We start from the raw sequence: 25,306 nt of genomic DNA on the forward strand, positions 1-25,306 counted from the left end.
TTTTTATATGGGGCGAAATCTTGATTCGTCGTAAGGCAGGGAGCTTGGAACAGAGACGGTTTCTATTTCTGGAAAGCGAAAGCCTGTCAGTTGATTTCCGAACACGCAGCCTGTATCAATGTTGATGGTGCGCTTGACCTTCCGAGGCTCTTTCACAGGTGTATGACCGTATACCACCCAAGCCTTTCCGTTATAGGCTGCCGCCCAATCACGTCTGACGGGTCTGCCGTCCGGATATGTTTCACCCGTCACGTCACCGTAAAGCACAAAGTCCTTCACTCTCCGGGTATATTTGCCGATATCGTCAGCTCTTATGCCAGCATGGGCGACAACTAATTCTCCATTATGTAAGATGTCGTAAAGCGGCGCTGTTTCGTACAGCTTCATAAACTGTTCGCTGACTGATTTTCTCTCATCTTTAGAAAGTTCCTCAAGCTCTGCCGCTGTTGTTTCGAGACCATGCATCACTTTTACCGGATTTCCTTTTAAGTAACGATATAATTTATTGCAATGGTTTCCCGGGACATAACGCACAGCGCCTTTTTCGTAAGCGCCGGCTACAAATCGGATGACCTCTATCGATTTGGGCCCTCTGTCAGTTAAATCTCCGGCAAAAACAAGCACCCTGCCTTCTTCATGGACAGGTACTCCATTTTTGATTGTATAGCCAAGCTTTTGGATTAATGCAGTCATTTCGTCATAGCAGCCATGAATATCGCTGATGATATCGTAAGCCATGCGGTATCCTCCTTACCGATTGTTTTATTTATTATGAAGCAAAGTGTTGTGAGTCATCACAAGCTTTTATGTGCAAATTATAGAAGAAGAATCATTTTCTAAACAGCATTAAGACCTTATCACTTTATTTTTCATCATCACCCTTGTTAAAATCGCGTTATGTTTTTTAAAAATGAGGTTTTGTTCTCTGAGTGAGAACTAGCATAACCCTGACTTAAAAAGGAGGTTCTGATTATGGCGCATACATCTGTCGCATCTTTAGTTGTTGTACTTATCGTTGCATTTTTGACACCCATCCTTTTGCATCGGTTTAAACTCAGCATCCCGGTTGTTGTTGCTGAAATCATTATGGGGCTGATAATTGGGAAAAGCGGCCTTAATTTAGTTGTGGAGGGTGACACCTGGCTCCAGACACTCTCTATGCTCGGATTTATCTTTTTAATGTTTTTAAGCGGGCTTGAAATTGATTTTTCGTCGTTTGAGAAAGGAAAGAAAAAGCAGTTCCTGCCGAATGGCAAGGAAGCGCCGAATACGTTTGCTGCGGCATCTGTTATTTTCGTCGGTATTTTTATTTTATCATTGCTCTTGTCCTATGGGTTCGTCTTGGCCGGATTTATCCAAAATGCATTTTTGATGACCCTGATTATTTCAACGATTTCATTAGGCGTTGTCGTTCCAACATTAAAAGAAGAACGGATCATGAATTCGAATATCGGGCAGATTATTTTGCTTGTTGCTGTTATTGCTGATTTGGCCACGATGATTCTTCTTGCTGTTTTTTCTTCTTTATACGGAGAGGACAGCGGAAACATGTGGCTCCTGATGATTCTGTTTGCGGCCGGAGTGGTGCTTTACTTTTTCGGCCGGGTCTTCAAACATCGCTCTTTTGTTCAATCCATGTCAAAAGGGACGATCCAGATCGGGACGCGTGCCATTTTTACGTTAATTATTGTACTCGTTGCCCTGTCTGAATCACTTGGGGCGGAAAATATTCTCGGCGCTTTCTTAGCGGGGGTTCTTGTTTCCCTGCTTTCGCCAAACAAAGAACTTGTTCAGCAGCTGGACTCATTCGGTTATGGGTTCTTAATACCGATCTTCTTCGTGATGGTCGGTGTGAAGCTTGATATTTGGACTCTTTTCCAGGATAAAACAATTTTAATCATGATTCCGCTCCTGCTGCTGGCGCTGTTAGTCAGCAAAATCATTCCTGTCATGTACTTAAAGAAGTGGTATGATAACCGAACCATTTTCGCGTCTGGTTTCCTGCTGACATCAACGCTTTCGCTCGTGATTGCCGCTGCAACAATCGGCCAGCAGCTTCACGTGATCAGTGCAAATATGTCAGGAGCGCTAATTTTAGTAGCTGTCATTGCAAGTATTTTTACGCCGATCTGTTTTAAAAAATTATACAAACGGGAAGAGCAGCCGGAGGAGAAAAAGACGATTACGTTCATTGGCGCCAATCAAATGACTTTGCCTGTTACACTTGAATTGCCAGAGGAAGAGTATGACGTGCGTGTTGTACACGTCTACCAAGAGAATGCGGAGGAAAAGCTGTCAGAATCAGTGTTTGCTGTTGAAACAATTTCTGACTATGAACACGAGACGCTTGAATCACTCGGCATTTTTGAAACGGATATCCTCGTTGTGGCGACAGGAAATGAAGATATGAATGCAGACATTGCATTACTTGCAAAAGAAAAAGGCACAGAAAGAGTCATTGCAAGCGTAGGATCACCGGAGCATGAAGCAGCTCTGAAGGAGCAGGGAATCAGCATCTTTTCTATTCTGCTGTCGACAAAAACGCTGCTTCGCGCACTGATTGAAGCGCCTGGCGTCATGAAGCTGCTCACGAACCAAGAGTCTTCGCTGTATCAAATTAATATGGAGAACAGTAAATATGATGGTGCCATTTTACGGGAATTCCCTTTAACAGGTGACGTCATCTTTGTCAGGATCTTCAGAGGTGTGGACAGCATCGTTCCTCATGGGGATACAAGGCTGAAACTTGGAGACCGTTTAATTGTCACCGGATCTCGGGGGTACGTAACGGATCTTAAGAAAACATTGGAAGGATAAATCTTGACCAAATAAGGATTCGTGTTAATATAGAGGTGCAGAACAATTCAATATGTATTCGTTTAACCACTAGGGGTGTCCTTCATAAGGGCTGAGATAAAAGTGTGACTTTTAGACCCTCATAACTTGAACAGGTTCAGACCTGCGTAGGGAAGTGGAGCGGTATTTGTGTTATTTTACTATGCCAATTCCAAACCACTTTTCCTTGCGGGAAAGTGGTTTTTTTATTTTCAGAGGGGGAATGATTTGTGAAGTTTTCAGAAGAATGCCGCAGTGCAGCCGCAGAATGGTGGGAGGGGAGCTTTGTCCATCCGTTCGTTCAAGGAATCGGTGACGGAACGCTTCCGATTGACCGTTTTAAATACTACGTACTTCAGGATTCCTATTATTTAACGCATTTTGCAAAGGTGCAGTCATTTGGCGCCGCTTATGCGAAGGATCTTTATACAACGGGGCGGATGGCAAGCCATGCCCAAGGTACATATGAGGCGGAAATGGCGCTTCATCGGGAGTTTGCCGAGCTGTTGGAAATCAGCGAGGAAGAGCGTAAGGCGTTTAAGCCGTCTCCTACTGCGTATTCTTATACATCCCATATGTACCGTTCGGTTTTGAGTGGGAATTTCGCAGAAATCTTAGCGGCCTTGCTGCCATGCTATTGGCTCTATTACGAGGTTGGTGAGAAATTGCTGCATTGTGATCCGGGGCATCCAATTTATCAGAAGTGGATTGGCACATATGGCGGTGATTGGTTTAGACAACAGGTCGAGGAGCAAATCAACCGCTTTGATGAGCTGGCGGAAAACAGCACGGAGGAAGTGCGTGCCAAGATGAAAGAGAATTTTGTCATCTCCAGCTACTATGAATATCAATTTTGGGGAATGGCCTATCGAAAAGAAGGCTGGTCTGACAGCGCCATAAAAGAGGTGGAGGAATGTGGAGCTTCACGCCATAACGGATGACAGCAAGCCGGTAGAAGAGCTAGCGAGAATCATCATTACGATTCAGAATGAAGTTGATTTTATTCATATTCGGGAACGTTCAAAATCGGCGGCGGATATTTTGAAACTGCTCGAGCTTATTTTTGAAGGCGGTATAGATAAACGAAAACTGGTGATGAACGGGCGCGTGGATATTGCGCTTTTCTCTACTATTCACCGCGTGCAGCTGCCAAGCGGCAGCTTTTCACCAAAGCAGGTCAGAGCCAGATTTCCACACCTTCATATCGGGAGGTCGGTGCATTCACTGGAGGAAGCGGTTCAAGCAGAAAAGGAAGACGCGGACTACGTGCTGTTCGGCCATGTGTTTGAAACGGATTGCAAAAAGGGTCTTGAAGGCAGAGGAGTATCTTTGCTGTCAGATATCAAACAGCGGATTTCCATCCCGGTTATAGCCATCGGGGGGTTGACGCCGGACAGGTTAAGAGACGTAAAACAAGCAGGGGCAGACGGCATTGCTGTTATGTCAGGAATTTTCTCTTCCGCTGAGCCCTTGGAAGCAGCCAGACGATATTCCCGCAAGCTAAAGGAGATGCGCTATGAAAAGGCATTATGAAGCAGTGGTGATTGGAGGCGGAATTATCGGTTCCGCGATTGCTTATCATTTGGCAAAGGAAAACAAAAGCACCGCATTGTTTGAAAGCGGAACAATGGGCGGCAGAACGACAAGTGCCGCTGCCGGAATGCTGGGCGCCCATGCCGAATGCGAGGAACGTGACGCGTTTTTTGATTTCGCCATGCACAGTCAGCGTCTGTACAAAGGTCTTGGAGAAGAGCTTTATGCATTATCCGGTGTGGATATCAGGCAGCATAACGGCGGTATGTTTAAGCTTGCATTTTCTGAAGAAGATGTGCTGCAGCTGAGACAGATGGACGATTTGGACTCTGTCAGCTGGTATTCAAAAGAAGAGGTGTTAGAAAAAGAGCCGTATGCGTCTGGTGACATCTTTGGTGCATCTTTTATTCAGGAGGATGTGCATGTGGAGCCTTATTTTGTTTGCAAGGCATATGTGAAAGCAGCAAAAATGCTTGGGGCGGAGATTTTTGAGCATACGCCCGTCCTGCATGTCGAACGTGACGGTGAAGCCCTGTCCATCAAGACCCCTAGCGGAGACGTATGGGCTAATCATGTTGTCGTTGCCAGCGGGGTGTGGAGCGGAATGTTTTTTAAACAGCTCGGACTGAACAATGCTTTTCTCCCTGTAAAAGGGGAGTGCCTGTCCGTTTGGAATGATGATATCCCGCTGACAAAAACGCTTTACCATGATCACTGCTATATCGTACCGAGAAAAAGCGGCAAACTGGTTGTCGGCGCGACAATGAAGCCGGGGGACTGGAGTGAAACACCGGATCTTGGCGGATTGGAATCGGTTATGAAAAAAGCAAAAACGATGCTGCCGGCTATACAGAATATGAAGGTGGAGCGTTTTTGGGCGGGACTCCGGCCGGGAACAAAGGATGGAAAACCGTACATCGGCAGACATCCTGAGGACAGCCGTATTTTATTTGCGGCTGGCCATTTCAGAAATGGGATCCTGCTTGCTCCAGGAACGGGCGCTTTGATCAGTGATCTCATCATGAATAAAGAGGTCAACCAAGACTGGCTGCACGCATTCCGAATTGATCGCAAGGAGGCGGTTCAGATATGATGCTACAGCTGAACGGTAAAGACGTGAAGTGGGAAAAAGACACAGGTACAATTCAAGACCTGCTGGCGTCTTATCAGCTTGAAAATAAAATTGTTATCGTGGAAAGAAATAAAGAAATAATCGGGAAAGAACGCTATCACGAGGTTGAGCTTTGTGATCGTGATGTCATTGAAATTGTCCATTTTGTAGGAGGCGGATGAGCATGTTAACAATTGGCGGAAAATCATTTCAATCAAGATTGCTGCTGGGCACGGGGAAATACCCATCGTTTGACATTCAAAAGGAAGCAGTAGCTGTTTCTGAGTCTGATATTTTAACATTTGCTGTGCGGAGAATGAACATTTTTGAAGCATCTCAGCCGAATTTTTTGGAACAGCTTGATTTATCCAAATATACGCTTTTGCCGAATACAGCGGGCGCCAGTACTGCTGAAGAAGCGGTTCGGATTGCAAGGCTGGCGAAAGCGTCAGGCCTTTGTGACATGATTAAAGTTGAAGTCATCGGATGCAGCCGTTCCTTGCTGCCTGACCCTGTTGAGACATTAAAAGCGTCTGAACAGCTTCTTGAAGAAGGCTTTATTGTGCTCCCGTACACGTCGGATGACGTTGTGCTGGCGAGAAAGCTGGAAGAGCTCGGCGTTCATGCCATCATGCCGGGTGCATCTCCGATTGGATCAGGACAAGGAATCTTAAATCCTTTGAATCTGTCGTTTATTATTGAACAGGCGAAAGTGCCGGTCATCGTGGATGCGGGAATCGGCTCGCCTAAAGATGCGGCATACGCAATGGAGCTTGGAGCGGATGGCGTACTGCTCAATACGGCTGTATCTGGCGCTGACGATCCCGTGAAAATGGCTCGTGCCATGAAGCTCGCAGTGGAAGCAGGGCGCCTTTCTTATGAGGCGGGCCGCATCCCGCTTAAGCAATACGGAACGGCAAGCAGTCCGGGAGAAGGTCTTCCTGTATGACAGGCAGGTATTCAAGGCAGGAGCTGTTTGCTCCGATCGGCCCATCCGGCCAGAAAAAATTGAAAGAAGCGCGCGCCGTGATTATCGGCGCCGGCGCGCTCGGAACAGCCAGTGCAGAAATGCTGGTGAGAGCGGGAGTCGGCTCTGTGAAAATTGCCGACAGAGATTATGTTGAATGGAGCAACCTCCAGCGCCAGCAGCTTTATACAGAAGATGATGTCAAAAAAGAAATGCCGAAAGCAGCCGCTGCGGAGCGCCGTCTCCGTTCGATTAACAGCGATGTTGATGTGACCGGCCTTGTCATGGATGTGACAGCAGAAAATATCTTCGAGCTGATTAGGGATGCATCAATTATAGTGGATGCGGCTGATAATTTTGAAACCCGCCTGATCGTAAATGATGCTGCGGTAAAGGAAGGGATTCCTTTTCTTTACGGTGCCTGTGTAGGGAGCTACGGCCTCACCTTTACCGTGGTGCCGGGTTCTACTCCTTGCCTGCATTGCTTGCTCGATGCACTTCCGATTGGCGGAGCAACATGTGACACAGCTGGCATCATCAGTCCGGCTGTTTTGCAGGTAGCAGTCTTTCAGGTAACAGATGCACTGAAGCTGCTGACGGGAGAGGAGTGCGAGCCGGTGCTGCGCTCCTTTGATTTGTGGAAAAACGAGCGGTCAGAAGTGAGAGCGGCCAGTCTCAAACATGACGCATGCCCAAGCTGCGGCACAAAGGATTTTCCGTTTTTGTCTTATGAAAATCAAACAAAAGCGGCTGTATTGTGCGGCAGGAACACGGTGCAGATCAGATCATCTATTACGAAAGAAGCGGATCTTGAAGCGCTTGCCGCTCAGCTGAGGCAGGCCGGGCTTGAAGTAGCTGCGAACCCGTATTTAATTTCCTGCCGCTCGGATGATATGAAAATGGTGTTGTTCCGGGACGGCAGAGCTTTGATCCATGGAACAAATGATATTGCCCGGGCAAAATCCATTTATCATAAATGGATTGGGTAATAAAAGGAGTGTAGTGTAATGAGTATATATAAAGCATTGACAATCGCCGGATCAGATTCAGGCGGCGGCGCAGGGATACAGGCTGATATTAAAAGCTTTCAAGAGCTTGATGTATTCGGAATGTCTGCAATTACAGCGGTAACCGCTCAAAATACGCTTGGCGTTCATGGGGTGCATCCGCTGACTGTAGAGGCGTTGAGACAGCAAATTGACGCTGTTGCTGAGGATTTGAGACCGGATGCAGTCAAAACGGGAATGCTCTGGAATGCCGACATGATTGAAGAAGTGGCAAGAAAAATTGACGAGTACGGATTCAATCGTGTAATTGTTGATCCGGTTATGATCGCAAAGGGCGGGGCATCCTTGCTGCGTGATGAGTCAGTTGCCACCTTAAAGGAGTTGCTCATTCCAAGAAGCTACGCGATTACGCCGAATGTCCCGGAAGCAGAAACGCTGACAGGAATGACAATCAGCTCGCTGGATGACCGGAAAAAAGCAGCGGAGCAGCTCGTCAAGATGGGTGCGCAGCATGTCATTATCAAAGGCGGGCACCAGCCTGAGGACAATCACATTACTGACCTTCTTTTTGATGGCAGCATGTTTATGCAAATCACCCATCCTTATATCAATACGAAGCATACGCATGGCACAGGCTGCACCTTTGCTGCGGCTTTAACGGCCCAAACGGCTAAAGGAGACAGCATCCATCAGGCATTTGAGGTTGCGGCCAACTTTGTCCGTGAAGCGGTGGAAAATACGCTCGGCATCGGATCGGGACACGGGCCGACAAACCATTTCGCTTTTAAACGAAACAGCTTAAATACAAGCCGATGAGATCACCAGCTGATGGTGATCTCTTTTGCGTTTGCTACGTATGCGCTTTTCATCTGGACAAGGTTATGATATGATAGGAATTAAGATCAGGTACTAATACTATGTCTTTATTAAATATAGGAGGCTTTATACATATGAATTTTTCACTTGAAGGCCGCAACATTGTTGTGATGGGGGTAGCCAACAAACGCAGCATCGCCTGGGGCATTGCGCGTTCTTTACATGAAGCGGGTGCACGTTTGATTTTCACATACGCTGGTGAACGCCTGGAGAAATCCGTTCACGAGCTTGCCGGAACATTAGACCGCAACGATTCCATCATCCTCCCTTGCGATGTTACAAACGACGCAGAAATCGAAACTTGCTTCGCAAGCATTAAGGAGCAGGTCGGTGTAATCCACGGTATCGCGCATTGTATCGCGTTTGCCAACAAGGAAGAGCTTGTCGGCGAATACTTAAACACAAATCGTGACGGCTTCCTTTTGGCTCATAACATCAGCTCATATTCTCTGACTGCTGTTGTCAAAGCGGCACGTCCGATGATGACTGAAGGCGGAAGCATTGTCACTTTGACGTACCTTGGCGGAGAGCTTGTGATGCCAAACTACAACGTTATGGGTGTAGCAAAAGCTTCTCTTGATGCAAGTGTGAAATATTTAGCTGCTGACTTAGGAAAAGAAAATATCCGCGTCAACAGCATTTCTGCCGGCCCGATCAGAACATTATCTGCTAAAGGCATCAGCGATTTCAACTCTATCTTAAAAGACATCGAAGAGCGTGCACCGCTTCGCCGCACGACAACACCTGAAGAAGTGGGCGATACAGCTGCGTTCTTGTTCAGCGATATGTCCCGCGGGATTACAGGTGAAAATCTTCACGTTGATTCTGGTTTCCATATCACTGCCCGCTAAGCAGGATCTATATCAAGCAATCCCGAATAGGGATTGCTTTTTTATTTCTTCTGATTTTCAGCTTTCTGTCATATAGATAGAATATGACACAATCGGAGGGATGAAGATGTCTAATAAGAAAAGAAACGCGGATAAAAAACCGCTCATGTATATTGTTCAGCCGGATTATGCAGAAACTACAAGGTCATCCATGCAGGAGATTGTCATCAAAAGAAAGGCCGACAAACCCGCTCCGCCAAAAGCTGAGGAAAAGCCGGCTTACCATGAGAAGCAGCAGGAGGAAGCCGTGGCACAGGATGTCCTGCAAGAAGACCAAAAGCCTGCAGCCGAACCAGTGAGTCAGCAAACACAAGAGGTGAGAGAGCCAGAGAACATAAAAAGCCAAGAGGAACAGAAAGCAGAGCCGCAGGCCGTAGAAGAAACCGTTGAACACGAGCCCCCGAAAGCAGAAAAAAAGGAAGAGCCTGCACTTGAGGCCCGGAAGCCTGAGAAAGAACCGGAAGCTGTCCATAGTGCTGATAAAGCGGAGGAAAAAGCACCGCCGGCACGAAAAGTGAAAAAACCGATGAGCAAGATGACGATCCACGAAAAAATTGATTTTTTAACAAAGCTGCCTCATAACATGCCGAGAGCGCTCTGTTTGATTGAAGCCAATGGAAGAACGTACAGGGGCGTAATTGTCGGAAGAAGAAATGATTCCGTCCTGCTTCGAACAACCGGAAACGGAGCCCCAACCGAACTGGCAATCGATGATATTACCTCTTTGCACCCGCTCGGTTTTTAACGGAAAAGAAAAAAGCTGCCCGGCTGATGTTGCCGGACAGCTTTTTTTACATAGAGAAAAGCCTGCAGGCCTGCAAGCTTTTCCAGCTTATGATTAATGATGATGTGTACGATTGATTAATCGAGGATTTAAGCAGTTGATTGCGCAGAAGCAGTCTAAATCAACTTCAATACAGTAGTTCGTTTTTTCGAGTCGGAACACTTCACACACCGTATCTTTATCGGTGAAGTCCAAAATGTGTTTGTGTTCGTCAAATGCGATTAATAATGACAGTGTTGCGCAGCTTCCATGCACTCTTTCGACCCTGAAAAATACTGTATTAAAGCAAGGGCCGTTATCGAGTTCGCCGACATTTCCGAAGGCGACTAATGGCGTTGATTTTGATGTAAATATTGCAAAAGGCACTGTGTCGCCTAACGAATGGCTTACAGATAAAAGCTTAGAGTGGCAGCCGGTCGGGCAGTCTTCTTCAACAGCGTTTTGCAGATCTTCAATATTTTCTACAGCTTCACGCACGCAGCTTGATGTTTTCTGGCTCATATTATCCCTCCTGCCTTATAAATTTGAGACTGGCGAAATGATGGAGAGTCAGCTGCCTCACGCTGGAAGCAGCTGAATGATTTGCACCTGTAATAGAGTTTGGAAGGGGATTCCTCTTTACAAGTGTTTATCCATTGTGATGATGCTTTTTATCTTTGTGAGGCGATGTTCTGTCAACTAGCTCTGGTGACAGGCACTGAATCGCGCAGAAGCATCCGAGATCCACTTCAATGCAGAAATCTGTTTTTTCTAGCCCGAAGAAATCCGGGTCGCAAGGGTGGCAAACACTTAAGGTATCGCCTTTGACATCGACCGGGCGTAAAATAGACAGTGTTGCACAGCAATCGCATAATTTTTCGACGCGGAAGAAAATGGATTCAAAGCATTGCATATCATCCACAAATCCCCCTACGTTTCCGAATGTGGAGAACAATCCGCCTTTTTTATCAAAAACGAGAAACGGAATTGTGTCTTTTCCAGCAATCGTAGGGTTTAAAAGGTTGGTATAGCAGCCAGTCGGACACTGTTCTTCAACTGCCTCCTGCTCTGCTAAAATCTTTTCCACTGCATCGCATACACAGTTCTCATGCCGGCCATGGGTTTTTCCGCAGCTCATTGATTTCAGCTCCTTCTTTATAGGGTATTTGACTTTAGTCCTTAACAACATATGTACCCGTGCCCCACTTGGTGTGGGTGAACGTCTATATATTCATCATATGCTTGGAAAATAAGAAAAAGCAGAGCGTTTTTAGCTCTGCTTTTAGGTCCTAGAGGACAAGAGTGATAACTAGGATGGCTACGAGTGTATTTGTTGCTGTAGAAATAAGGGTTGCGATATCGGCATCTACTGTTGTGACGTTTACGCCGCGGGAACATTCGATGAGAAGTTTTTGGCGGTTTACTTGTTTGTTAGCTGTAAGCTGTAACAAATCTTGTGCGACTAATTCGGCAATTACCCCGTCTGCAATTGATGTCAGAGTTGCCGTTACGACAGCGGCATTAAGTGCTGTTACAACTGATGTTACGGCTTGAACGTCTGTAGATGTAACATTGATGTCACAAGAATCTCTAATAATAATCGTTTCATCTGAAACTTGTTTGTTGAGATTTGCTTGAGCTAGATCTTGGTCGATGAAGGCGTTGTCGTTGCCAAAAAAACCATTGCCATTACAGCAAACGTCGCAATGACATTTTCTTTCGTGTTTTTCTTTATCTTTCTCTTTGTCATCTAACGGATGGTCACAGTCAGGATCAAGTGCAACCCAAGAATATGGTCTGCTTTCCATATCTATTCCTCCTTTTCTTTTACTGTTATTAAATGAGCGAGCCTCTTATTTTGACTGAGTCATATATCCTGATGAAGAACCCTATTTTTTTATGATTGGCTAATTGTTATCGTTTTTCCGTCTTTGTCTGATCTGTTCAATGAGCTGCTCTCTGCGGCTTAACGGTTTTGTGTTCTTTTGCTCTTGCGCGGCTGCTTCTTCTTTTTTCTTCTTTTGGTTTTCTATTAGCGCTTGTGATTTAGCTTGTAAGTCTTTTACAAGATTTAAGAGCATTTCTTTTTCTTCGTCTGATACTTTTTTCATTTTGTCTTTTGTGACCCCATGTTTAGAAAATATATTTTGGACCAGCATTTTCGTCATTGGATCAACTTCTGGAAGCTTTGCAAGCTCTTCTTTGAATTTATCGTTATCTGACATTTGTTTTCACCTCGTCTTTTAAGTTTGTGAAAAAGAAAGGGTTAAAGGACGTCAAGTTCACTGAGAATGCTGTTTAACACCTGAAGCAAGATTTGTACAAAGGTTATTATCTCGTCGGCAGACAAAGTAATTTTGATGTTGCGGCTGTTGATAATTTTAATGATGGTTCTTTTTTTGATTTGGGAGCTATCGAGAATAAGAATTTCACTTGCCACTGCGTCAGCCAAATCCTCGTCGGCGATGACGAGCTGAGTCGCCACGATAATCATGGTTGTCACAAAGGCTTGTATAGAAAGGGCAGCTGTTATATGTGACGTGTCAATTGTGATATTTTCGCAATCAATCACTTCGATCTGCTGTTCGAATTCGCTTGATAATTGCTCAAATATTGCAGGGTGCAGGGATTCGACTTTTTCTTCAAATGACATAACCTTCACTCCTTTCTTATCCATACTCTATATAATGCAAATGGGGTGCCGAGCGGAATAATAAAAATAACCAATTTTCTGCCGGACAAGATACAATTCATGAAGAATAGGGTTTTCGCATATATGTGAAGGGATCATGATTGGCAAAGGAGTGAACGAGTGGTTATAAATGGGCTGACAATTGTTCTTCTATCGCTTGCGGTCTTTCGGCTCGCCCGCCTGCTGGTGTTTGACACGATTATGGCGCCGCTTCGAAGTCTGTTTCATGAAGAGAAGGAAGAAAAGGATGCGGACGGGAACATTGAAACCTATATCGTGATTAAGGGAACCGGTGTCAGGGCGTTTATTGGTGAATTGCTGAGCTGCTATTGGTGCACAGGCGTGTGGTGTGCCGGCTTTTTGATTTTATGCCAGGCGGTGATCCCGCAAGCGGCGCAGTGGCTGATTTTACTTTTGGCGATCGCCGGCCTTGCCGGCATCATAGAAACGCTCGTATCAAAATGGCTGCAAGAATAAGGCGTTACTACCAGCAACTTTCTGTCAGAATACGCATAAAGTAGCATATATGACATAAGGAAAGGAAGGGGACAAAAATGAATCAGCACCATAAACCTTCCCAAAAATCTCCATATACAGATTCATCGTATCAATCAAAAAAGATAAAAAAGAAAGGCTGCGGGTGCGGAAATAAAAAGAAAAAGCCTCAATAGCCTGGCAAAGAAACCGGAGAACTCCGGTTTTTTGTTTTTTTAACGGGGCGGCCTTGCTCAGCATATATCATAAGCGGGGGGATAAAAGTGAATGAGTTTGAAAAATGGATAGAAGGAAGATATGAACCTCACGAACAAAAGCAAAAAAAGCATGAAGACACGATGGGCAGTATCAGAAAAGACTTGGATGCATTTGATAAAGCCGGTCTGGAATTTGAAGATGAGATTGAAGAGCTGGCTGAAAAAACAGAGGCCTTACTTAAAAAACATCAAGCTCAATATGATCAATCGTAAATCCGCAAACGCCCTATGCGAATATCCAAGCCGATCCAAGCAGCTCACATAGTGTATAGAGAGTAAAGGAGGTGCTTATCTATGGGCTTTGGATACGGATTCGGCGGCGGCTACGGCGGCGGCTGTTATGGCGGTTATGCTGGCGGTTACGGCGGCGGCTATGGTTCAACATTTGTTTTGTTGGTCGTATTATTCATTCTCCTCATCATCGTAGGTGCATCTTTCTTTTAAGATGTATTGAGGAAGTACGGGTTATAACCCGTGCTTCCTTGCCTTGTGTTTATTTTTGAAAATGTTGGAAAAGCACATTGTATTATGTGCATTCATACAATACCGTATTACTCCGCCAAAAGGAGGCGCATTATGGATAATCAATTTTTTAAGAACATCGAAAAGAAAACAGGTGTGAAGATGCAGGATGTAATGAATCTAGCCGGATCACTCCAAAACGCTAATTTTAAAGATGAAAATACAGTGCGCAGTGTGATTAACCGCGTAGCGCAGATGGCAAACAGACGCGTGCCAAAAGAATTAGAAGATAAAATTGTGGAATCTATTACAAGCGGAAAAGAAAAGCTTGATTTTGGCACGATTTCTAAAATGATGGATAATAAATAAGTGGATGGCCTGGCTGACTCACTGCAGCGGGCCTTTTTTTACAGTAAAAACCCGGCAGTAATCTGCCGGGCTGTTAATGATGCAAGGGCTGTCTTGCTTTTTGTAGAAGGGGATACAAAAATCTTGAGCGGTTGGCTGTTTTGCCGCGCCTGTTAGCGGGGCAAGACAAATATAAATGCTGTTTCGCCCGGGTCATGGCTACATATAAAAGGCGTCTTTCCTCCTCAAGAGCGGCCTCGTCTCCTTTTCTTGCCGTTTCTAATGAGAAATCGTGCGGAATCGAGCCGTCTACAGTGCCTAACACGTAGACTGTTTTGAATTCAAGGCCTTTTGACCGGTGAATGGTCATCAGCTGAACGCCAAGTTCATCCGTTCTGTTTTTCTCAGCGGCCCTCATATGGTCTACGTGGGCAAGAAAGTCAGGAATCGTTTTGAACTTCTTGGCGACAACCTTGATGTCGCGCAGGTCATCGGAACCTTTTTCCAGCTTGTTGCCCTCATTGCCCCGCTTTTTTAAATACTCGGAGAAGCCCATTTTTCCTTCTGCAAAGGTGATGGCTTCTACGGGCTTCATCGTGCGGAGGCTTGCAAAAAACGGTACGATTTTCTTGATTTTGTCCAGCTGGAATGGCTTCAGATCAGGCAATTTGGCCAGCGCTTTGATCATGGTACAGTCCTCTGTGATCGAGAGCGCCTTCAGCGTATTCAAAGCGGACTGTTTTAAAAACAAGGCGGGAAGCAAGTGTTTAATCGCCTCGGTGTCATCCTCATTTTGGCTGGCGTACAAGTAGGCGAGAATCTGGCGGACGATCCGTCTGCTGTAAAACGATTGGACGCCGCGGTCAGCTGTATACGGAATTGACGATTGATGAAGCCTTTCATATATAGCACGGCCTCCGCTGTTTGTGCGGTAAAGAACCGCAAAGTCTTCTGGACTGGCTCCATTTTGAATTTTTTCTTTGATATCGGAAACGACCATTGTGGCTTCTTCCTCTTCATCATAAGGATAAAACAGCACAGGGACCTGAATGTCATCGCGGGCCGCTTCAAGCGTTTTGGCATATCTGTTTTTGTTCTTTTTCACAACGATATCAGCACTAGAGACGATCGGGTGCGTAGACCTGTAGTTCGCAGTTAAATAGATCGTCTTCGCTCCCGGATAATCCTTTTGAAAATCAAGAATGAAAGACGGATTGCTTCCGCGAAACGCGTAGATGGACTGGTCATCGTCTCCGACACAGCACAGGTTTTGCTCCGGGCTGGCGAGCATTTGCATGATTTTGTATTGAACCGGATTAATGTCCTGAAACTCATCAATTAAGATATACGTAAACCGAGATTGATATTGTTCCAGAAGGTCAGGCCGCTCGATAAACAATTCATAGCAGGCTGAAGCCATGTCATCAAAATCAAATTGGCTGTGTTCTTTTTTCTGGCGTTCATAATGTTCATATAAACGATAAACTTGTTTTTCCCACTCATCTTTTAGAGGGATGCGTTCATTTGGGACATAAGTGTTTTTCCAAAAACCGATCTGTTGCAGAGCTTGGTCAACTGGGAATTCTTTCTCATCGATGCCTTCTTCATAGAGTGCTTTTTTGATATATTGTTCCCGCTGCCACTCCATTTTCAGCAGATGCTCACCGTTCCATTTAGCAGAATTAGAGTGATACAAGATCTTATAAAACAGACTGTGGAATGTTCCTGTCACAATTCTTCTGACTTTTGCCGGCTGTAATCCGTACTGGTTCGCCATACGCTCTTTCATTTCAGCGACAGCTTTTGTTGTAAAGGTGACAAGCAGCATATTTTCAGGCGGTATGCCTAAGTGTTCGATCATGTGGGCGGCACGGGCTGTCAGCACCCGTGTTTTTCCGCTCCCCGCACCTGCAAGCACGAGGAGCGGGCCCTCTGTTTCCGTGACAGCTTTCAGCTGATCCGTGTTTAAACCGACAGACGGAAAAAGGCTCGTATCGGGTTCTATTGTTTTTGGCACAAATGGTGTTCCTGGTTTAATGCTTCTAGGACGGTGCCATTCTGTAACAGCTGGGGACGGGTCAGCGGCGATCGCTTTTCCCTTGGGTAAACGAATCACACCAGATTCCTGATCATCTTCTTTTTTCCCCTCTTTAGAGGGCTTCGGTTCGCACGCCTCCTCACATGCCGGAAAATCGCCTGGCTGGCGATGGATAAACTCTGGCGGATCGGCGATGTTAAGCCGTAACAAAACGGGCTTTCCGCAATGAGAACAAAATAAATGTCCTTTTATTCCCTCTTCAAAGAGGAATTGATAATGTTCTCTCGAATATGTATGTAAATGTATGATTCTATCATTCAGTCGGGCGCATTTCAAAAAGGGGTCCTCCCAATCAAAAGGTGTTCATTACAGACAATGACTATCATATCAAAAGAAATGTGTTTCAAAAAGTAAGTTTAAGGGAAAAGAGACAGCAGAGGGGTGGGTATTGTATGATATATGCAGGTCAAATTCAGAACCAGCAATACGCTCAATATGCTAATAGAACGATTGGACATAAGCAGGATTATGCCGGAACCGAAAAAATCAGCTATGTCCCGTTTCAGCGGGTATACAAAGAACTGGAAAAGCAGCAGGAGAATCAAACGGCAGCTGAAAGAAAAGTAAACGAGATGAAACGTAAGCGCTCTCTTTATAAGAGATTGCGAGAAAAAGGAATGGGCACATATATTAATCGATATGTATAAAAAACCGTTCATACCAGAGAACGGTTTTTTTATATGCAGTAAAAATCCGGATCTCAAAAGATCCGGATGCGTTCAGTCCTTCATCATTTGTAAGTGCGGAATGCCGGCGAGGAATTCTTTTTCAGAAAGCACGCGATACCCGTGTTTCTTGTAAAACGGCACAGCCTGTGTTTGCGCGTTTAAAATGAAACCGGAAGCGCCTCCGTCTGCCGCGGCTTTTTCGAGCGCTTTCATAATGATGCCGCCGACACCGGCTGAGCGGTGGCTTTTCAGTACGCAAATCCGCTCTAACTTGCCGTAGCCGTCCTTCATGCGCCATCTTCCGGCACCGACTGGCTTTTCACCGTCATACACGACGATATGCTCTGACTCATTTTCAAGTTCGTCAATTTCTTCTTCAGCAGGCACGTTTTGTTCTTTGACAAAGACTTCTTCTCTTACATAGAATGCATCTTTCAGTTGTTCTTCATTTTTTGCGATAACTGCTTTCAAACATTATTCTCCTCTGCCTAGCAAGAAGGTTTCATATACTGTCCACGATCCGTTTTCCAACTGGTAGAGCAAGTGGAAACGGTCAACGATTTCTTCATGCGACACTTCCTGCATTTTTAATTGTCCCAGCACATCTGAATGCTCATCGTCGGAAAGATTTTGGCCGACCGTCACATGCGGAACGAAATTATATTCCTGTTCTCCTGCCAACACACCGGTGTATAGCTTTTCATTGAGTGTTATTAACTCTTCCGTCGGTTCTGCTTTGATGTAAATGACATTATTGACAGGCGCAAATGAGCTGTATTTTGTCATTTTGAGAACGAGTGGGTGGGACTCTTTTGCGATGTTTCTTAAATGTGATACGAGCTGATCCGCTTTCTCCTCCGCGCATTCAAAGGATGCTCTCAGCGTCAAATGAGGCGGGATTAGAGAGTAGCTTGGGTCATAGCGCTTTCTGTAAGAGTTTGCAAGGTCTTGGAGCTTTTTTGATGGAAATAAAACGATTCCGTATTTCATATTATGTCCCTCCTGGAAATAAAGTATGATAGAGTGTTAAAGCATTTTTTTCAGCGCCGGGGTGATGAGCGGCTGCCAGTATGTCCATTTGTGGTCTCCGTCAAATGGCTCGAAATCATAATCGGAAAGCTTTTTCTCCAGCAGCTGTTTCAGCTCCCGGTTCGGTTCTGTAAAGTCCAGAATGTTCCCGTCTGTCGTGTGGACGTCAGTTTCTTTTGTTCCGATTTGGTGATAAATAGAGAGGTGTTGGATATCGCCTGACTGTTTCACGGCTTCTAGTACGTGTTTGTCAACATAGGGAGACTGCATGATGATGTTGCCAAACATATTCGGATAATCAAGCGCTGTCATAAGTGACACGGTTGCTCCGAGCGAATCACCGATCAGCGTTCGGCCGTAACCGATCTGATAGGTTGGATACTCATCATCTGCAAAAGGAACGAGCTCATGGGCGATGAACCGTTTATAAGCCGAAAATTTTGAACCCTCCGGATGATAAGTGTTTCTGCGCTCTTTTACATCCTTATAGGGAACACCGATAATAATGCTCCGGTCTATTTCGCGTTTCGACAGCAATTCCTCAACCTGTCTGCCGATTCTCCCCAGCCTGAAATAATCGTGGCCGTCCTGCGCGATAATGACATGGTATTTATAAAGCGGGGAGTAGTTGGACGGCAGATAAACAAGCAAGGTCATTTCCTCGTTAAGCTCTTTTGAAAAGAATTTCTTTTCTTGCACTGTGCCGTTTTTCGGTGCCATAAAAACATTCCTCCAGGACATCACTATACTTTCTTGCATTTTCAATTATTGTACCATGAATTATTAGAAATTTCTCTCTTTAAACGGTTCGGCACACGAAGAAAAAAGTGTTGAAATAAACTGTGAATTGCGCTAATATAAAACAATCAGAAAATTGAAATCGATATTTCTTATCGTGAGAGGTGGAGGGACTGGCCCTTAGAAACCTCAGCAACCGGCTTGTTTTGCATGTGCAAAGCGCCAAGGTGCTAAATCCAGCAAGCGTTTTTTATGCTTGGAAGATAAGAAGAAGCGTTAAACCCCTTCTTCTTATGAAGAAGGGGTTTTTATTTTGAAAAGGGAAGGTGTCAGCTATATGTCACAGCACGTTGAAACGAAATTAGCTCAAATTGGGAACCGTAGCGATGAAGTCACGGGAACAGTGAGTGCTCCTATCTATTTATCAACAGCATACCGCCACAGAGGGATCGGAGAATCTACCGGATTTGATTATGTCCGCACAAAAAATCCGACACGCCAGCTTGTTGAGGACGCGATCGCTAACTTAGAAAACGGCGCGAGAGGGCTTGCCTTTAGTTCGGGAATGGCTGCTATCCAAACGATTATGGCGCTGTTTAAAAGCGGAGATGAACTGATCGTTTCATCGGACCTATATGGCGGCACGTACCGTTTATTTGAAAATGAATGGAAAAAATACGGCTTGACTTTTCATTATGATGATTTCAGCGATGAGGACTGTTTACGCTCTAAGATTACGCCGAATACAAAAGCGGTGTTTGTGGAAACGCCGACAAACCCCCTCATGCAGGAGGCGGACATTGAACATATTGCCCGGATTACAAAGGAGCACGGTCTTCTGCTGATTGTAGATAATACATTTTATACACCGGTCTTGCAGCGGCCGCTTGAGCTGGGAGCTGACATTGTCATTCACAGCGCAACCAAGTATTTAGGCGGGCATAACGATCTGCTTGCTGGACTTGTCGTGGTGAAGGATGAGCGGCTCGGAGAGGAAATGTTTCAGCATCAAAATGCAATCGGCGCCGTCCTGCCGCCATTTGATTCGTGGCTTCTGATGAGAGGAATGAAGACGCTGAGCCTCAGAATGCGCCAGCATCAGGCAAACGCGCAGGAGCTTGCGGCGTTTTTAGAAGAGCAGGAAGAAATTCCGGATGTGCTGTATCCCGGAAAAGGCGGCATGCTGTCCTTCCGTCTGCAAAAAGAAGAATGGGTCAATCCGTTTTTAAAAGCACTGAAGACCATTTGTTTTGCAGAAAGCCTCGGCGGGGTGGAAAGCTTTATTACATACCCTGCGACCCAGACGCACATGGATATTCCTGAAGAGATCCGCATCGTAAACGGGGTGTGCAATCGGTTGCTGCGCTTTTCTGTCGGTATTGAACATGCGGAAGATTTAAAAGAGGATCTAAAACAGGCATTATGTCAGGTCAAAGAGGGAGCTGTTTCATTTGAGTAAACACAATTGGACGCTGGAAACCCAGCTCGTGCACAATCCATTTAAAACAGACGGCGGAACCGGGGCGGTCAGTGTACCGATTCAGCACGCCTCGACTTTTCACCAATCTTCATTTGAAGAGTTCGGGGCATATGATTACAGCCGCTCTGGCACGCCGACAAGAACAGCTCTCGAAGAAACAATTGCCGCACTGGAAGGCGGAACAAGAGGATTTGCTTTCAGTTCAGGCATGGCTGCCATCTCAACAGCATTTTTACTGCTGTCACAGGGTGATCACGTTCTTGTGACAGAAGATGTATACGGCGGAACCTTCCGTATGGTGACAGAGGTGCTGACCCGGTTTGGCATTGAGCATACGTTTGTCGACATGACGGATCGTAATGAAGTGGCGCGGAGCATCAAGCCGAACACAAAGGTCATTTATATGGAGACGCCATCAAATCCGACACTTGGGATTACGGATATTAAAGCAGTTGTTCAGCTTGCAAAAGAAAACGGCTGCCTGACCTTTCTGGACAATACATTTATGACACCGGCACTGCAGCGTCCGCTTGATCTCGGCGTGGATATTGTACTTCACAGCGCGACAAAATTCTTAAGCGGACACAGCGATGTGCTCTCAGGTTTGGCTGCTGTCAAAGATGAAGAGCTTGGGAAGCAGCTGTATAAGCTGCAAAACGCGTTCGGCGCCGTCCTTGGCGTGCAAGATTGCTGGCTTGTCCTGCGCGGATTAAAAACATTGCAGGTCCGTTTAGAGAAAGCGAGTCAAACAGCTCAGCGGCTTGCGGAATTTTTCCAGAAGCACCCAGCGGTCAAGCGCGTGTATTATCCGGGACTGGCTGATCATCCCGGCGCTGAAACCCATAAAAGCCAGTCAACGGGAGCGGGCGCCGTGCTATCTTTTGAGCTTGAAAGCAAAGAGGCCGTTAAGAAGTTAGTCGAGAATGTGTCACTGCCGGTCTTCGCTGTCAGCCTTGGCGCCGTGGAATCGATTTTGTCCTATCCGGCAACGATGTCTCACGCGGCAATGCCTAAGGAAGAGCGTGAAAAACGCGGTATCACTGATGGCCTGCTCCGTCTGAGTGTGGGCGTCGAACATGCAGACGATTTAGAACACGATTTCGAACAAGCGCTGAAAGAAATTGTTCCAGTTGCGGTTCGTTAAAAAAGAAGCCGGGGATGGCCCGGCTTCTTTTATTATTGTTCGTCATCAGGATTCAGAATCGCAAGGACTTGATGATCCTCCCAAACGCCATTAATTTTTACATTTTTTCGGGCGATGCCTTCTTTATGAAATCCCGCTTTTTCTAAAACACGCATGGACCCGAGATTACGGGGCATCACACCGGCTTCAATCCGATGCAGTTTCAATTCGTGGAACGCATAATCAACAACCAATCTGACTGCCTCTGTCATAATATCCTTTCCATTATGGGCTTTGTCTAAAAAATACCCAATGAACGCAGTTTGCAGCGCTCCACGGATGATTTGAAAGAGCGAAACCGTCCCGATTAATCTATCGTCTGACGCTGTAAAGATGCCAAAATGATATTCTTCATCTTTCTCAAGTCTTTCCTGATACTCGGTTATTCGTTTTCTTTGCCCCTCAACCGTATAGTAATCGTCTGCGCGTATCATAGAAAACTGTTCGAAAAAATCCCGATTTTCGCTTTGCAGTTGCAAATTTTCTTCGGCATCCGTTACTTCTAAAGGTCTAACATAAATGGTTTTTCCTTTTAACATACAGTGATCTCTCCGTTCTCATGTCAGCATTCCTCTTACATTATTCTCAGGGAAATGCAAATATCCTTTTTATAAGAAGGAAGAAAACCAATTTCCTATAAAAGTGCCAACATAGTTGCCGATTAAGTAGCCGAGCGTACCGACAAGCATGATCGGGGCGACAAGCTCCCGCCATCCCTTGGCAATTGCCATCGCAGCCGCAGTCGTCGGTCCCCCGACAGTAGCATTGACGGCGAGCAGAATTTCTTCAAGCCGCACACGGAACAATTTTCCGGCAGCTAAGGAAACCGCTAAATTGCTAATCGCAATGATAAACACGAATAATAGAATAAGAGGCGCATTCGTGACGATTAAGCGGAGATCTGCAGGAATGCCGATCACCACAAAAAATAAATAAATCAAAAAGGTTCCAAGCTCCTGAGGTCCATTGAGCCTTTCAAAAAAACGCGGGAAAAGAAAAATGATAAGAACAGTTAAAGACGTAAGCACCAGGTACTGATCGCCAAGCGTACCGGTCAGCAGGGGATGAGAAAAAATGCTTTTAAAATAACCGGAAACCTTCATACTCACCGCAACAAGCGCGAAAGCAGCACCGACATTAAATGCGATATCCTTTAAGGAAATATCCTTCCGTTTCCAATAGCTTTCAGCACTGTTTCCGCTGTTTCCATCGGCTTTTACCTTCTCTTCAAACGGCATGGCATAATGCCGCTGAAACCATTTAAGTGCAGGAATGCTGATTAAAATAAAAAACAAAAGCGCCATCATAAAATTATCAGCCACAACGGTAGCCGACACATATTCACCAGGCGTCTCAAATTTTCCCGCCATCGCCGCAAAGTTGACCCCGCCGCCGATATAAGAGGCGCTGATCATCCCGCCGATTTTATCGAGATAAGGAATATGCTGTTTGAGAAGAAAAAAAGCTAGAATGCTCCCAAGGACAGTGCCAGCGGAGCTAATCAGAAAAATAAACAGCAAACGCCTGCTTTCCTTAAAAATTTGCCGAACATTGATCTGAAACAATAAAAGTGGTATCGCCAGCGGCACCACATAAGACCACACAGTATCATACACAGGCGACTCAACAGGAAGCACTCCTACATTTGTAAACACCATAGCACCTGCAAGGGCGATAATAGCGCCCGACACAGCAGAAGCCCACTTAAAGCGCTGCTCCAGCCCGATGCTCACTGCCGCCCACACCGCAATAAACCCCCATAATACCCAAACATCATCGGAAGAAATCAAAGAATGCAAAACCCCATCACCTCTATTGTTAGAAAATTAAGACATATTATAATAGCCGGGGAACGGAACAGCAAGTCCAAAAAAAGTTTTTCTAAAAAAGCAGTTGACGAATAGAAGGGAAGGTTATATAATAGAACTTGTCAGAAAGACAATAACATACCCAGCAACACATACATATCATGATTCCGTAGCTCAGCTGGGAGAGCGCTACCTTGACAGGGTAGAGGTCGCTGGTTCGAGCCCAGTCGGAATCATAGCTTAAACCCTTGCCTAGCAAGGGTTTTTTACTTTCCTTTAATAAAGCCGGTTTATCAAATTCGCGAGTTGTTGGCAAACTGTTGGCGAACTTGATTTTTTGGCTTCGAAATTCATTGACCGTATCTCTTTTTAGGGTCAAAATTGTTGAATAGTTCAGCTGTCTCATCAGCTAATTTTTTTGTTACATGGCCATATCTATCGAATGTAGTTCGATAGCTGGCGTGACCGACTCGTTCTTGAATCGCTCTATAATTTGCACCAGCTTCAATTAATAAAGTAACCATTGTATGACGCAACTCATGAAGTCGTATTTTTTTCAGGCCATACTTTTTAGTGAACTTGGACCATTTTGCAGTGGGGGTTGTGTAATAATAGGGTTTACCTTTCCCACTATGAAAAATGTATTGATGCTCTCCACCTTCCCAAGCATCACATAATCTCAGTTTCTCTTTTTTCCACATTCTATAGTACTTCTCAAGCTCTTCCATGTACCAATCAGGCATTTTTACAAAGCGCTTGGATTTTTTTGATTTAGGATCTTTGATAAGTGGTTTTCCATCAATTGTTTTTGGAATTGAACGATTTACATAAAAACCTCCTGCATCCCAATCAACATCTAAATGCCATTCAAAGGCTAATCCTTCTGCTCTTCTTAGACCTCCAATCATTGCGCCCAAAAAGTACAATCTCCACATTATATCAATCTGATAAAGAGCTTCAATGCATTTTTTAGCTGCTTCTGAATCATAAAATTGCATTTCTTTGGTTTCAACAGAAGGGGGGTCTAAATCTTCGGTTGGATCTACTTTTATTAGTTTCCATTGCTTAACAGCAACTTTGAACATTGCCTTTAGAACTTTGAATATGTCGTATCTGGTTGAACTTGATAAACCTCCTGGTTTGCCGTCTTTTCGAATTCCGTCTTTTTCAAGTGAATCCATAAAGTCAACAATATGCATTGTTTTGATCTGATCTAATCTCCTATGACCGATTGCTGGCAGAATATAGTTTTTAATATGACTCTCATGCATTTCAGATGTTCTATGAGCAAATTTCTTATATAAAATTCGTTCTTTATATTCGTTTGCAAAAGACTCGAAGGTTGTTTTTTCGGGCGATATATATTCACCAGACGTTACTTCCATTTCAAACATTAGGAGTTGCTGTGATAAATATTTTTCTCGCTTTCTAACGCTGTTTAGAATTTTTGGATCTTCAATTTTGATTGTTTTAGTCTTCCTATTGCGTTTGCCTTTTGAATCATAACCGTTCTCAACAACTAATAAAAATGACTTTTGACCTCTAGCCATCCAATGACCCATGATTAACACCCCGCTAAATAAAGTTTCTCTGAAAACAGTTTCCTTTTGTACATTTCAAGCCGTTTAGTTGCGAAAGGGTATGTGACGTTAAAGGTATCCCCAATTAACTTTATAGCCTCCGATTGCATGCGCGGCAACGAAATCTTTTCGAGCATGAATGTCGGTACACAAAAGTGATACATGAAACTATTGGCCTGGTACTCTTGCAGCTGGCGAAACATACGATTCATATTGAATTGGTTTCCGCAATGTTTAATCACATGCCCGAGTTCATGGACAAAGTCCTCCCATTGCTGTTGACGAGAAGTCCTTGAATCCAAAACCATGCTATAAAGACCATTTATACAAAACATGCTGCTGCCTTTTCTTTCGTAGTGAATCCAAATCTGAAAAGCAGCCGCAATCCGTTCCATGTAAACCTCTTCAGGAGTAAACATATTCAATTTTGTATAAATCTTCTTTACTTCTTCTTCTAGATGAGATAACTGAATTGTCATAATAGCA

31 protein-coding genes, 1 tRNA gene and 2 riboswitches are annotated in these 25,306 nt (G+C 44.9%); of the genes, 18 read left to right on the forward strand and 14 right to left on the reverse strand.

Annotation, left to right across the window (positions count from 1 at the left end):
- Positions 1–3: 3 nt before the first annotated feature.
- Entirely contained in the window at positions 4–738 is a 735-nt protein-coding gene (gene prpE / locus NYE20_RS06330; RefSeq protein WP_021479541.1) for a bis(5'-nucleosyl)-tetraphosphatase PrpE, read from the reverse strand.
- Positions 739–972: 234 nt separating this feature from the next.
- Between prpE and NYE20_RS06335 the strand changes: the two genes are divergently transcribed.
- The 10 genes from NYE20_RS06335 to cotO all read left to right on the forward strand — a co-directional run bounded on the left by NYE20_RS06335 (position 973) and on the right by cotO (position 9,964).
- Entirely contained in the window at positions 973–2,817 is a 1,845-nt protein-coding gene (locus NYE20_RS06335; RefSeq protein ID WP_128740220.1) for a monovalent cation:proton antiporter family protein, read from the forward strand.
- A 61-nt stretch (positions 2,818–2,878) separates the two neighbouring features.
- Positions 2,879–2,987: riboswitch (TPP riboswitch) on the forward strand.
- A gap of 78 nt (positions 2,988–3,065) precedes the next feature.
- Positions 3,066–3,776 (forward strand): thiaminase II, encoded by a 711-nt coding sequence (gene tenA / locus NYE20_RS06340; protein ID WP_003232909.1) that lies wholly within the window; start codon positions 3,066–3,068, stop codon positions 3,774–3,776.
- A complete protein-coding gene (gene tenI, locus NYE20_RS06345) occupies positions 3,751–4,368 on the forward strand; it encodes a thiazole tautomerase TenI (protein WP_049140729.1) in 618 nt (205 codons plus the stop codon). The genes tenA and tenI overlap by 26 nt, the downstream gene beginning before the upstream one ends.
- Complete coding sequence (thiO, locus tag NYE20_RS06350; RefSeq protein ID WP_161621489.1) at positions 4,352–5,461, forward strand: glycine oxidase ThiO; 1,110 nt, start codon at positions 4,352–4,354, stop codon at positions 5,459–5,461. Before tenI ends, thiO begins: the two co-directional genes overlap by 17 nt.
- A complete protein-coding gene (gene thiS / locus NYE20_RS06355) occupies positions 5,461–5,661 on the forward strand; it encodes a sulfur carrier protein ThiS (RefSeq protein WP_072173897.1) in 201 nt (66 codons plus the stop codon). The genes thiO and thiS overlap by 1 nt, the downstream gene beginning before the upstream one ends.
- Complete coding sequence (gene thiG / locus NYE20_RS06360; protein WP_010886483.1) at positions 5,658–6,428, forward strand: thiazole synthase; 771 nt, start codon at positions 5,658–5,660, stop codon at positions 6,426–6,428. Before thiS ends, thiG begins: the two co-directional genes overlap by 4 nt.
- The gene (thiF, locus tag NYE20_RS06365) at positions 6,425–7,435 is read left to right on the forward strand and encodes a thiazole biosynthesis adenylyltransferase ThiF (protein WP_032725415.1); all 1,011 of its coding nucleotides are present in this window, start codon (positions 6,425–6,427) and stop codon (positions 7,433–7,435) included. Before thiG ends, thiF begins: the two co-directional genes overlap by 4 nt.
- 18 nt (positions 7,436–7,453) lie before the next feature.
- The gene (thiD, locus tag NYE20_RS06370; protein WP_032725416.1) at positions 7,454–8,269 is read left to right on the forward strand and encodes a bifunctional hydroxymethylpyrimidine kinase/phosphomethylpyrimidine kinase; all 816 of its coding nucleotides are present in this window, start codon (positions 7,454–7,456) and stop codon (positions 8,267–8,269) included.
- 134 nt (positions 8,270–8,403) lie between these two features.
- Positions 8,404–9,180, forward strand: coding sequence for an enoyl-ACP reductase FabI (gene fabI / locus NYE20_RS06375; RefSeq protein ID WP_003232896.1), 777 nt, complete (start codon positions 8,404–8,406; stop codon positions 9,178–9,180).
- 100 nt (positions 9,181–9,280) lie between these two features.
- Complete coding sequence (cotO, locus tag NYE20_RS06380; protein ID WP_128737751.1) at positions 9,281–9,964, forward strand: spore coat protein CotO; 684 nt, start codon at positions 9,281–9,283, stop codon at positions 9,962–9,964.
- A 93-nt stretch (positions 9,965–10,057) separates the two neighbouring features.
- Here the strand turns inward: cotO and cotZ are convergent, their stop codons facing one another.
- From cotZ to cotV, 5 genes are all read right to left on the reverse strand, one after another.
- Positions 10,058–10,504 (reverse strand): spore coat protein CotZ, encoded by a 447-nt coding sequence (gene cotZ / locus NYE20_RS06385; RefSeq protein ID WP_003244982.1) that lies wholly within the window; start codon positions 10,502–10,504, stop codon positions 10,058–10,060.
- A 127-nt stretch (positions 10,505–10,631) separates the two neighbouring features.
- Complete coding sequence (gene cotY / locus NYE20_RS06390; protein WP_003239243.1) at positions 10,632–11,120, reverse strand: spore coat protein CotY; 489 nt, start codon at positions 11,118–11,120, stop codon at positions 10,632–10,634.
- Positions 11,121–11,271: 151 nt separating this feature from the next.
- A complete protein-coding gene (gene cotX, locus NYE20_RS06395) occupies positions 11,272–11,790 on the reverse strand; it encodes a spore coat protein CotX (protein WP_003244668.1) in 519 nt (172 codons plus the stop codon).
- 99 nt (positions 11,791–11,889) lie between these two features.
- Positions 11,890–12,207: a spore coat protein CotW gene (gene cotW, locus NYE20_RS06400; protein ID WP_003245818.1), complete on the reverse strand. Its 318-nt coding sequence runs from the start codon at positions 12,205–12,207 to the stop codon at positions 11,890–11,892.
- Positions 12,208–12,248: 41 nt separating this feature from the next.
- A complete protein-coding gene (gene cotV / locus NYE20_RS06405) occupies positions 12,249–12,635 on the reverse strand; it encodes a spore coat protein CotV (RefSeq protein WP_003244871.1) in 387 nt (128 codons plus the stop codon).
- Between the two features lie 159 nt (positions 12,636–12,794).
- Here cotV and yjcA point away from each other — a divergent pair, with 159 nt between their 5' ends.
- The 4 genes from yjcA (at position 12,795) to spoVIF (ending at position 14,257) form a co-directional block, all read left to right on the forward strand.
- Complete coding sequence (yjcA, locus tag NYE20_RS06410) at positions 12,795–13,151, forward strand: sporulation protein YjcA (protein WP_003244844.1); 357 nt, start codon at positions 12,795–12,797, stop codon at positions 13,149–13,151.
- 281 nt (positions 13,152–13,432) lie between these two features.
- Positions 13,433–13,639 carry a hypothetical protein gene (locus NYE20_RS06415; RefSeq protein ID WP_014479470.1) on the forward strand — a complete coding sequence of 69 codons (207 nt, stop codon included), beginning with the start codon at positions 13,433–13,435 and terminating at the stop codon, positions 13,637–13,639.
- An 81-nt stretch (positions 13,640–13,720) separates the two neighbouring features.
- Positions 13,721–13,870 carry a sporulation protein YjcZ gene (gene yjcZ / locus NYE20_RS06420; protein ID WP_003232872.1) on the forward strand — a complete coding sequence of 50 codons (150 nt, stop codon included), beginning with the start codon at positions 13,721–13,723 and terminating at the stop codon, positions 13,868–13,870.
- Between the two features lie 132 nt (positions 13,871–14,002).
- Positions 14,003–14,257, forward strand: a complete 255-nt coding sequence (gene spoVIF, locus NYE20_RS06425) for a sporulation-specific transcription regulator SopVIF (protein ID WP_003232870.1) — start codon at positions 14,003–14,005, stop codon at positions 14,255–14,257.
- 73 nt (positions 14,258–14,330) lie between these two features.
- Here the strand turns inward: spoVIF and NYE20_RS06430 are convergent, their stop codons facing one another.
- Complete coding sequence (locus NYE20_RS06430; RefSeq protein ID WP_161621492.1) at positions 14,331–16,610, reverse strand: ATP-dependent helicase; 2,280 nt, start codon at positions 16,608–16,610, stop codon at positions 14,331–14,333.
- Positions 16,611–16,726: 116 nt separating this feature from the next.
- Here NYE20_RS06430 and NYE20_RS06435 point away from each other — a divergent pair, with 116 nt between their 5' ends.
- Positions 16,727–16,981: a hypothetical protein gene (locus NYE20_RS06435; RefSeq protein ID WP_003232866.1), complete on the forward strand. Its 255-nt coding sequence runs from the start codon at positions 16,727–16,729 to the stop codon at positions 16,979–16,981.
- A gap of 72 nt (positions 16,982–17,053) precedes the next feature.
- On the opposite strand, the gene NYE20_RS06440 is transcribed toward NYE20_RS06435, so the two are convergent.
- From NYE20_RS06440 to NYE20_RS06450, 3 genes are read right to left on the reverse strand one after another with little or no spacing between them, the layout of a single operon-like run.
- Complete coding sequence (locus NYE20_RS06440) at positions 17,054–17,473, reverse strand: GNAT family N-acetyltransferase (protein ID WP_161621493.1); 420 nt, start codon at positions 17,471–17,473, stop codon at positions 17,054–17,056.
- Between the two features lie 3 nt (positions 17,474–17,476).
- Positions 17,477–17,992, reverse strand: a complete 516-nt coding sequence (locus NYE20_RS06445; protein ID WP_049140732.1) for a YjcG family protein — start codon at positions 17,990–17,992, stop codon at positions 17,477–17,479.
- Between the two features lie 36 nt (positions 17,993–18,028).
- Positions 18,029–18,751 carry an esterase family protein gene (locus NYE20_RS06450; RefSeq protein WP_064671246.1) on the reverse strand — a complete coding sequence of 241 codons (723 nt, stop codon included), beginning with the start codon at positions 18,749–18,751 and terminating at the stop codon, positions 18,029–18,031.
- A 167-nt stretch (positions 18,752–18,918) separates the two neighbouring features.
- Positions 18,919–19,039, forward strand: a riboswitch (SAM riboswitch).
- 67 nt (positions 19,040–19,106) lie between these two features.
- Between NYE20_RS06450 and metI the strand changes: the two genes are divergently transcribed.
- Together metI and metC are read left to right on the forward strand one after the other, a co-directional pair.
- Positions 19,107–20,228 carry a cystathionine gamma-synthase/O-acetylhomoserine thiolyase gene (gene metI, locus NYE20_RS06455; RefSeq protein WP_064671448.1) on the forward strand — a complete coding sequence of 374 codons (1,122 nt, stop codon included), beginning with the start codon at positions 19,107–19,109 and terminating at the stop codon, positions 20,226–20,228.
- Positions 20,221–21,393 carry a cystathionine beta-lyase gene (gene metC / locus NYE20_RS06460; RefSeq protein ID WP_161621494.1) on the forward strand — a complete coding sequence of 391 codons (1,173 nt, stop codon included), beginning with the start codon at positions 20,221–20,223 and terminating at the stop codon, positions 21,391–21,393. The genes metI and metC overlap by 8 nt, the downstream gene beginning before the upstream one ends.
- 32 nt (positions 21,394–21,425) lie before the next feature.
- Here the strand turns inward: metC and NYE20_RS06465 are convergent, their stop codons facing one another.
- Both NYE20_RS06465 and NYE20_RS06470 read right to left on the reverse strand, forming a co-directional pair.
- Positions 21,426–21,971 carry a GNAT family protein gene (locus NYE20_RS06465; protein ID WP_161621495.1) on the reverse strand — a complete coding sequence of 182 codons (546 nt, stop codon included), beginning with the start codon at positions 21,969–21,971 and terminating at the stop codon, positions 21,426–21,428.
- A gap of 69 nt (positions 21,972–22,040) precedes the next feature.
- The gene (locus NYE20_RS06470) at positions 22,041–23,231 is read right to left on the reverse strand and encodes a DUF819 family protein (protein ID WP_161621496.1); all 1,191 of its coding nucleotides are present in this window, start codon (positions 23,229–23,231) and stop codon (positions 22,041–22,043) included.
- A gap of 172 nt (positions 23,232–23,403) precedes the next feature.
- Here NYE20_RS06470 and NYE20_RS06475 point away from each other — a divergent pair.
- Positions 23,404–23,476, forward strand: a tRNA-Val gene (locus NYE20_RS06475).
- 114 nt (positions 23,477–23,590) lie between these two features.
- On the opposite strand, the gene NYE20_RS06480 is transcribed toward NYE20_RS06475, so the two are convergent.
- Positions 23,591–24,802, reverse strand: coding sequence for a site-specific integrase (locus NYE20_RS06480; RefSeq protein WP_061188381.1), 1,212 nt, complete (start codon positions 24,800–24,802; stop codon positions 23,591–23,593).
- 2 nt (positions 24,803–24,804) lie between these two features.
- Positions 24,805–25,299 (reverse strand): ImmA/IrrE family metallo-endopeptidase, encoded by a 495-nt coding sequence (locus tag NYE20_RS06485; RefSeq protein WP_161621497.1) that lies wholly within the window; start codon positions 25,297–25,299, stop codon positions 24,805–24,807.
- Positions 25,300–25,306 lie beyond the last annotated feature (7 nt).

The organism is Bacillus sp. FSL R5-0416 (assembly GCF_037975425.1).
GTDB classification, from domain to species: Bacteria; Bacillota; Bacilli; order Bacillales; family Bacillaceae; genus Bacillus; species Bacillus subtilis.

Excerpts from the sequence above, each read along its gene's own strand:
- metI (WP_064671448.1), top strand. The coding sequence starts at position 19,107 with ATGTCACAGCACGTTGAAACGAAATTAGCTCAAATTGGGAACCGTAGC.
- thiS (WP_072173897.1), top strand. The coding sequence starts at position 5,461 with ATGCTACAGCTGAACGGTAAAGACGTGAAGTGGGAAAAAGACACAGGT.
- thiF (WP_032725415.1), top strand. The coding sequence starts at position 6,425 with ATGACAGGCAGGTATTCAAGGCAGGAGCTGTTTGCTCCGATCGGCCCA.
- cotV (WP_003244871.1), bottom strand. The coding sequence starts at position 12,635 with ATGTCATTTGAAGAAAAAGTCGAATCCCTGCACCCTGCAATATTTGAG.
- fabI (WP_003232896.1), top strand. The coding sequence starts at position 8,404 with ATGAATTTTTCACTTGAAGGCCGCAACATTGTTGTGATGGGGGTAGCC.
- NYE20_RS06335 (WP_128740220.1), top strand. The coding sequence starts at position 973 with ATGGCGCATACATCTGTCGCATCTTTAGTTGTTGTACTTATCGTTGCA.
- thiG (WP_010886483.1), top strand. The coding sequence starts at position 5,658 with ATGAGCATGTTAACAATTGGCGGAAAATCATTTCAATCAAGATTGCTG.
- spoVIF (WP_003232870.1), top strand. The coding sequence starts at position 14,003 with ATGGATAATCAATTTTTTAAGAACATCGAAAAGAAAACAGGTGTGAAG.
- thiO (WP_161621489.1), top strand. The coding sequence starts at position 4,352 with ATGAAAAGGCATTATGAAGCAGTGGTGATTGGAGGCGGAATTATCGGT.
- yjcZ (WP_003232872.1), top strand. The coding sequence starts at position 13,721 with ATGGGCTTTGGATACGGATTCGGCGGCGGCTACGGCGGCGGCTGTTAT.
- NYE20_RS06485 (WP_161621497.1), bottom strand. The coding sequence starts at position 25,299 with ATGACAATTCAGTTATCTCATCTAGAAGAAGAAGTAAAGAAGATTTAT.
- NYE20_RS06465 (WP_161621495.1), bottom strand. The coding sequence starts at position 21,971 with ATGTTAAAAGGAAAAACCATTTATGTTAGACCTTTAGAAGTAACGGAT.
- cotY (WP_003239243.1), bottom strand. The coding sequence starts at position 11,120 with ATGAGCTGCGGAAAAACCCATGGCCGGCATGAGAACTGTGTATGCGAT.
- NYE20_RS06435 (WP_003232866.1), top strand. The coding sequence starts at position 16,727 with ATGATATATGCAGGTCAAATTCAGAACCAGCAATACGCTCAATATGCT.
- NYE20_RS06450 (WP_064671246.1), bottom strand. The coding sequence starts at position 18,751 with ATGGCACCGAAAAACGGCACAGTGCAAGAAAAGAAATTCTTTTCAAAA.
- cotX (WP_003244668.1), bottom strand. The coding sequence starts at position 11,790 with ATGGAAAGCAGACCATATTCTTGGGTTGCACTTGATCCTGACTGTGAC.
- cotZ (WP_003244982.1), bottom strand. The coding sequence starts at position 10,504 with ATGAGCCAGAAAACATCAAGCTGCGTGCGTGAAGCTGTAGAAAATATT.
- cotW (WP_003245818.1), bottom strand. The coding sequence starts at position 12,207 with ATGTCAGATAACGATAAATTCAAAGAAGAGCTTGCAAAGCTTCCAGAA.
- thiD (WP_032725416.1), top strand. The coding sequence starts at position 7,454 with ATGAGTATATATAAAGCATTGACAATCGCCGGATCAGATTCAGGCGGC.
- prpE (WP_021479541.1), bottom strand. The coding sequence starts at position 738 with ATGGCTTACGATATCATCAGCGATATTCATGGCTGCTATGACGAAATG.
- NYE20_RS06480 (WP_061188381.1), bottom strand. The coding sequence starts at position 24,802 with ATGGGTCATTGGATGGCTAGAGGTCAAAAGTCATTTTTATTAGTTGTT.
- cotO (WP_128737751.1), top strand. The coding sequence starts at position 9,281 with ATGAAGATGTCTAATAAGAAAAGAAACGCGGATAAAAAACCGCTCATG.
- NYE20_RS06445 (WP_049140732.1), bottom strand. The coding sequence starts at position 17,992 with ATGAAATACGGAATCGTTTTATTTCCATCAAAAAAGCTCCAAGACCTT.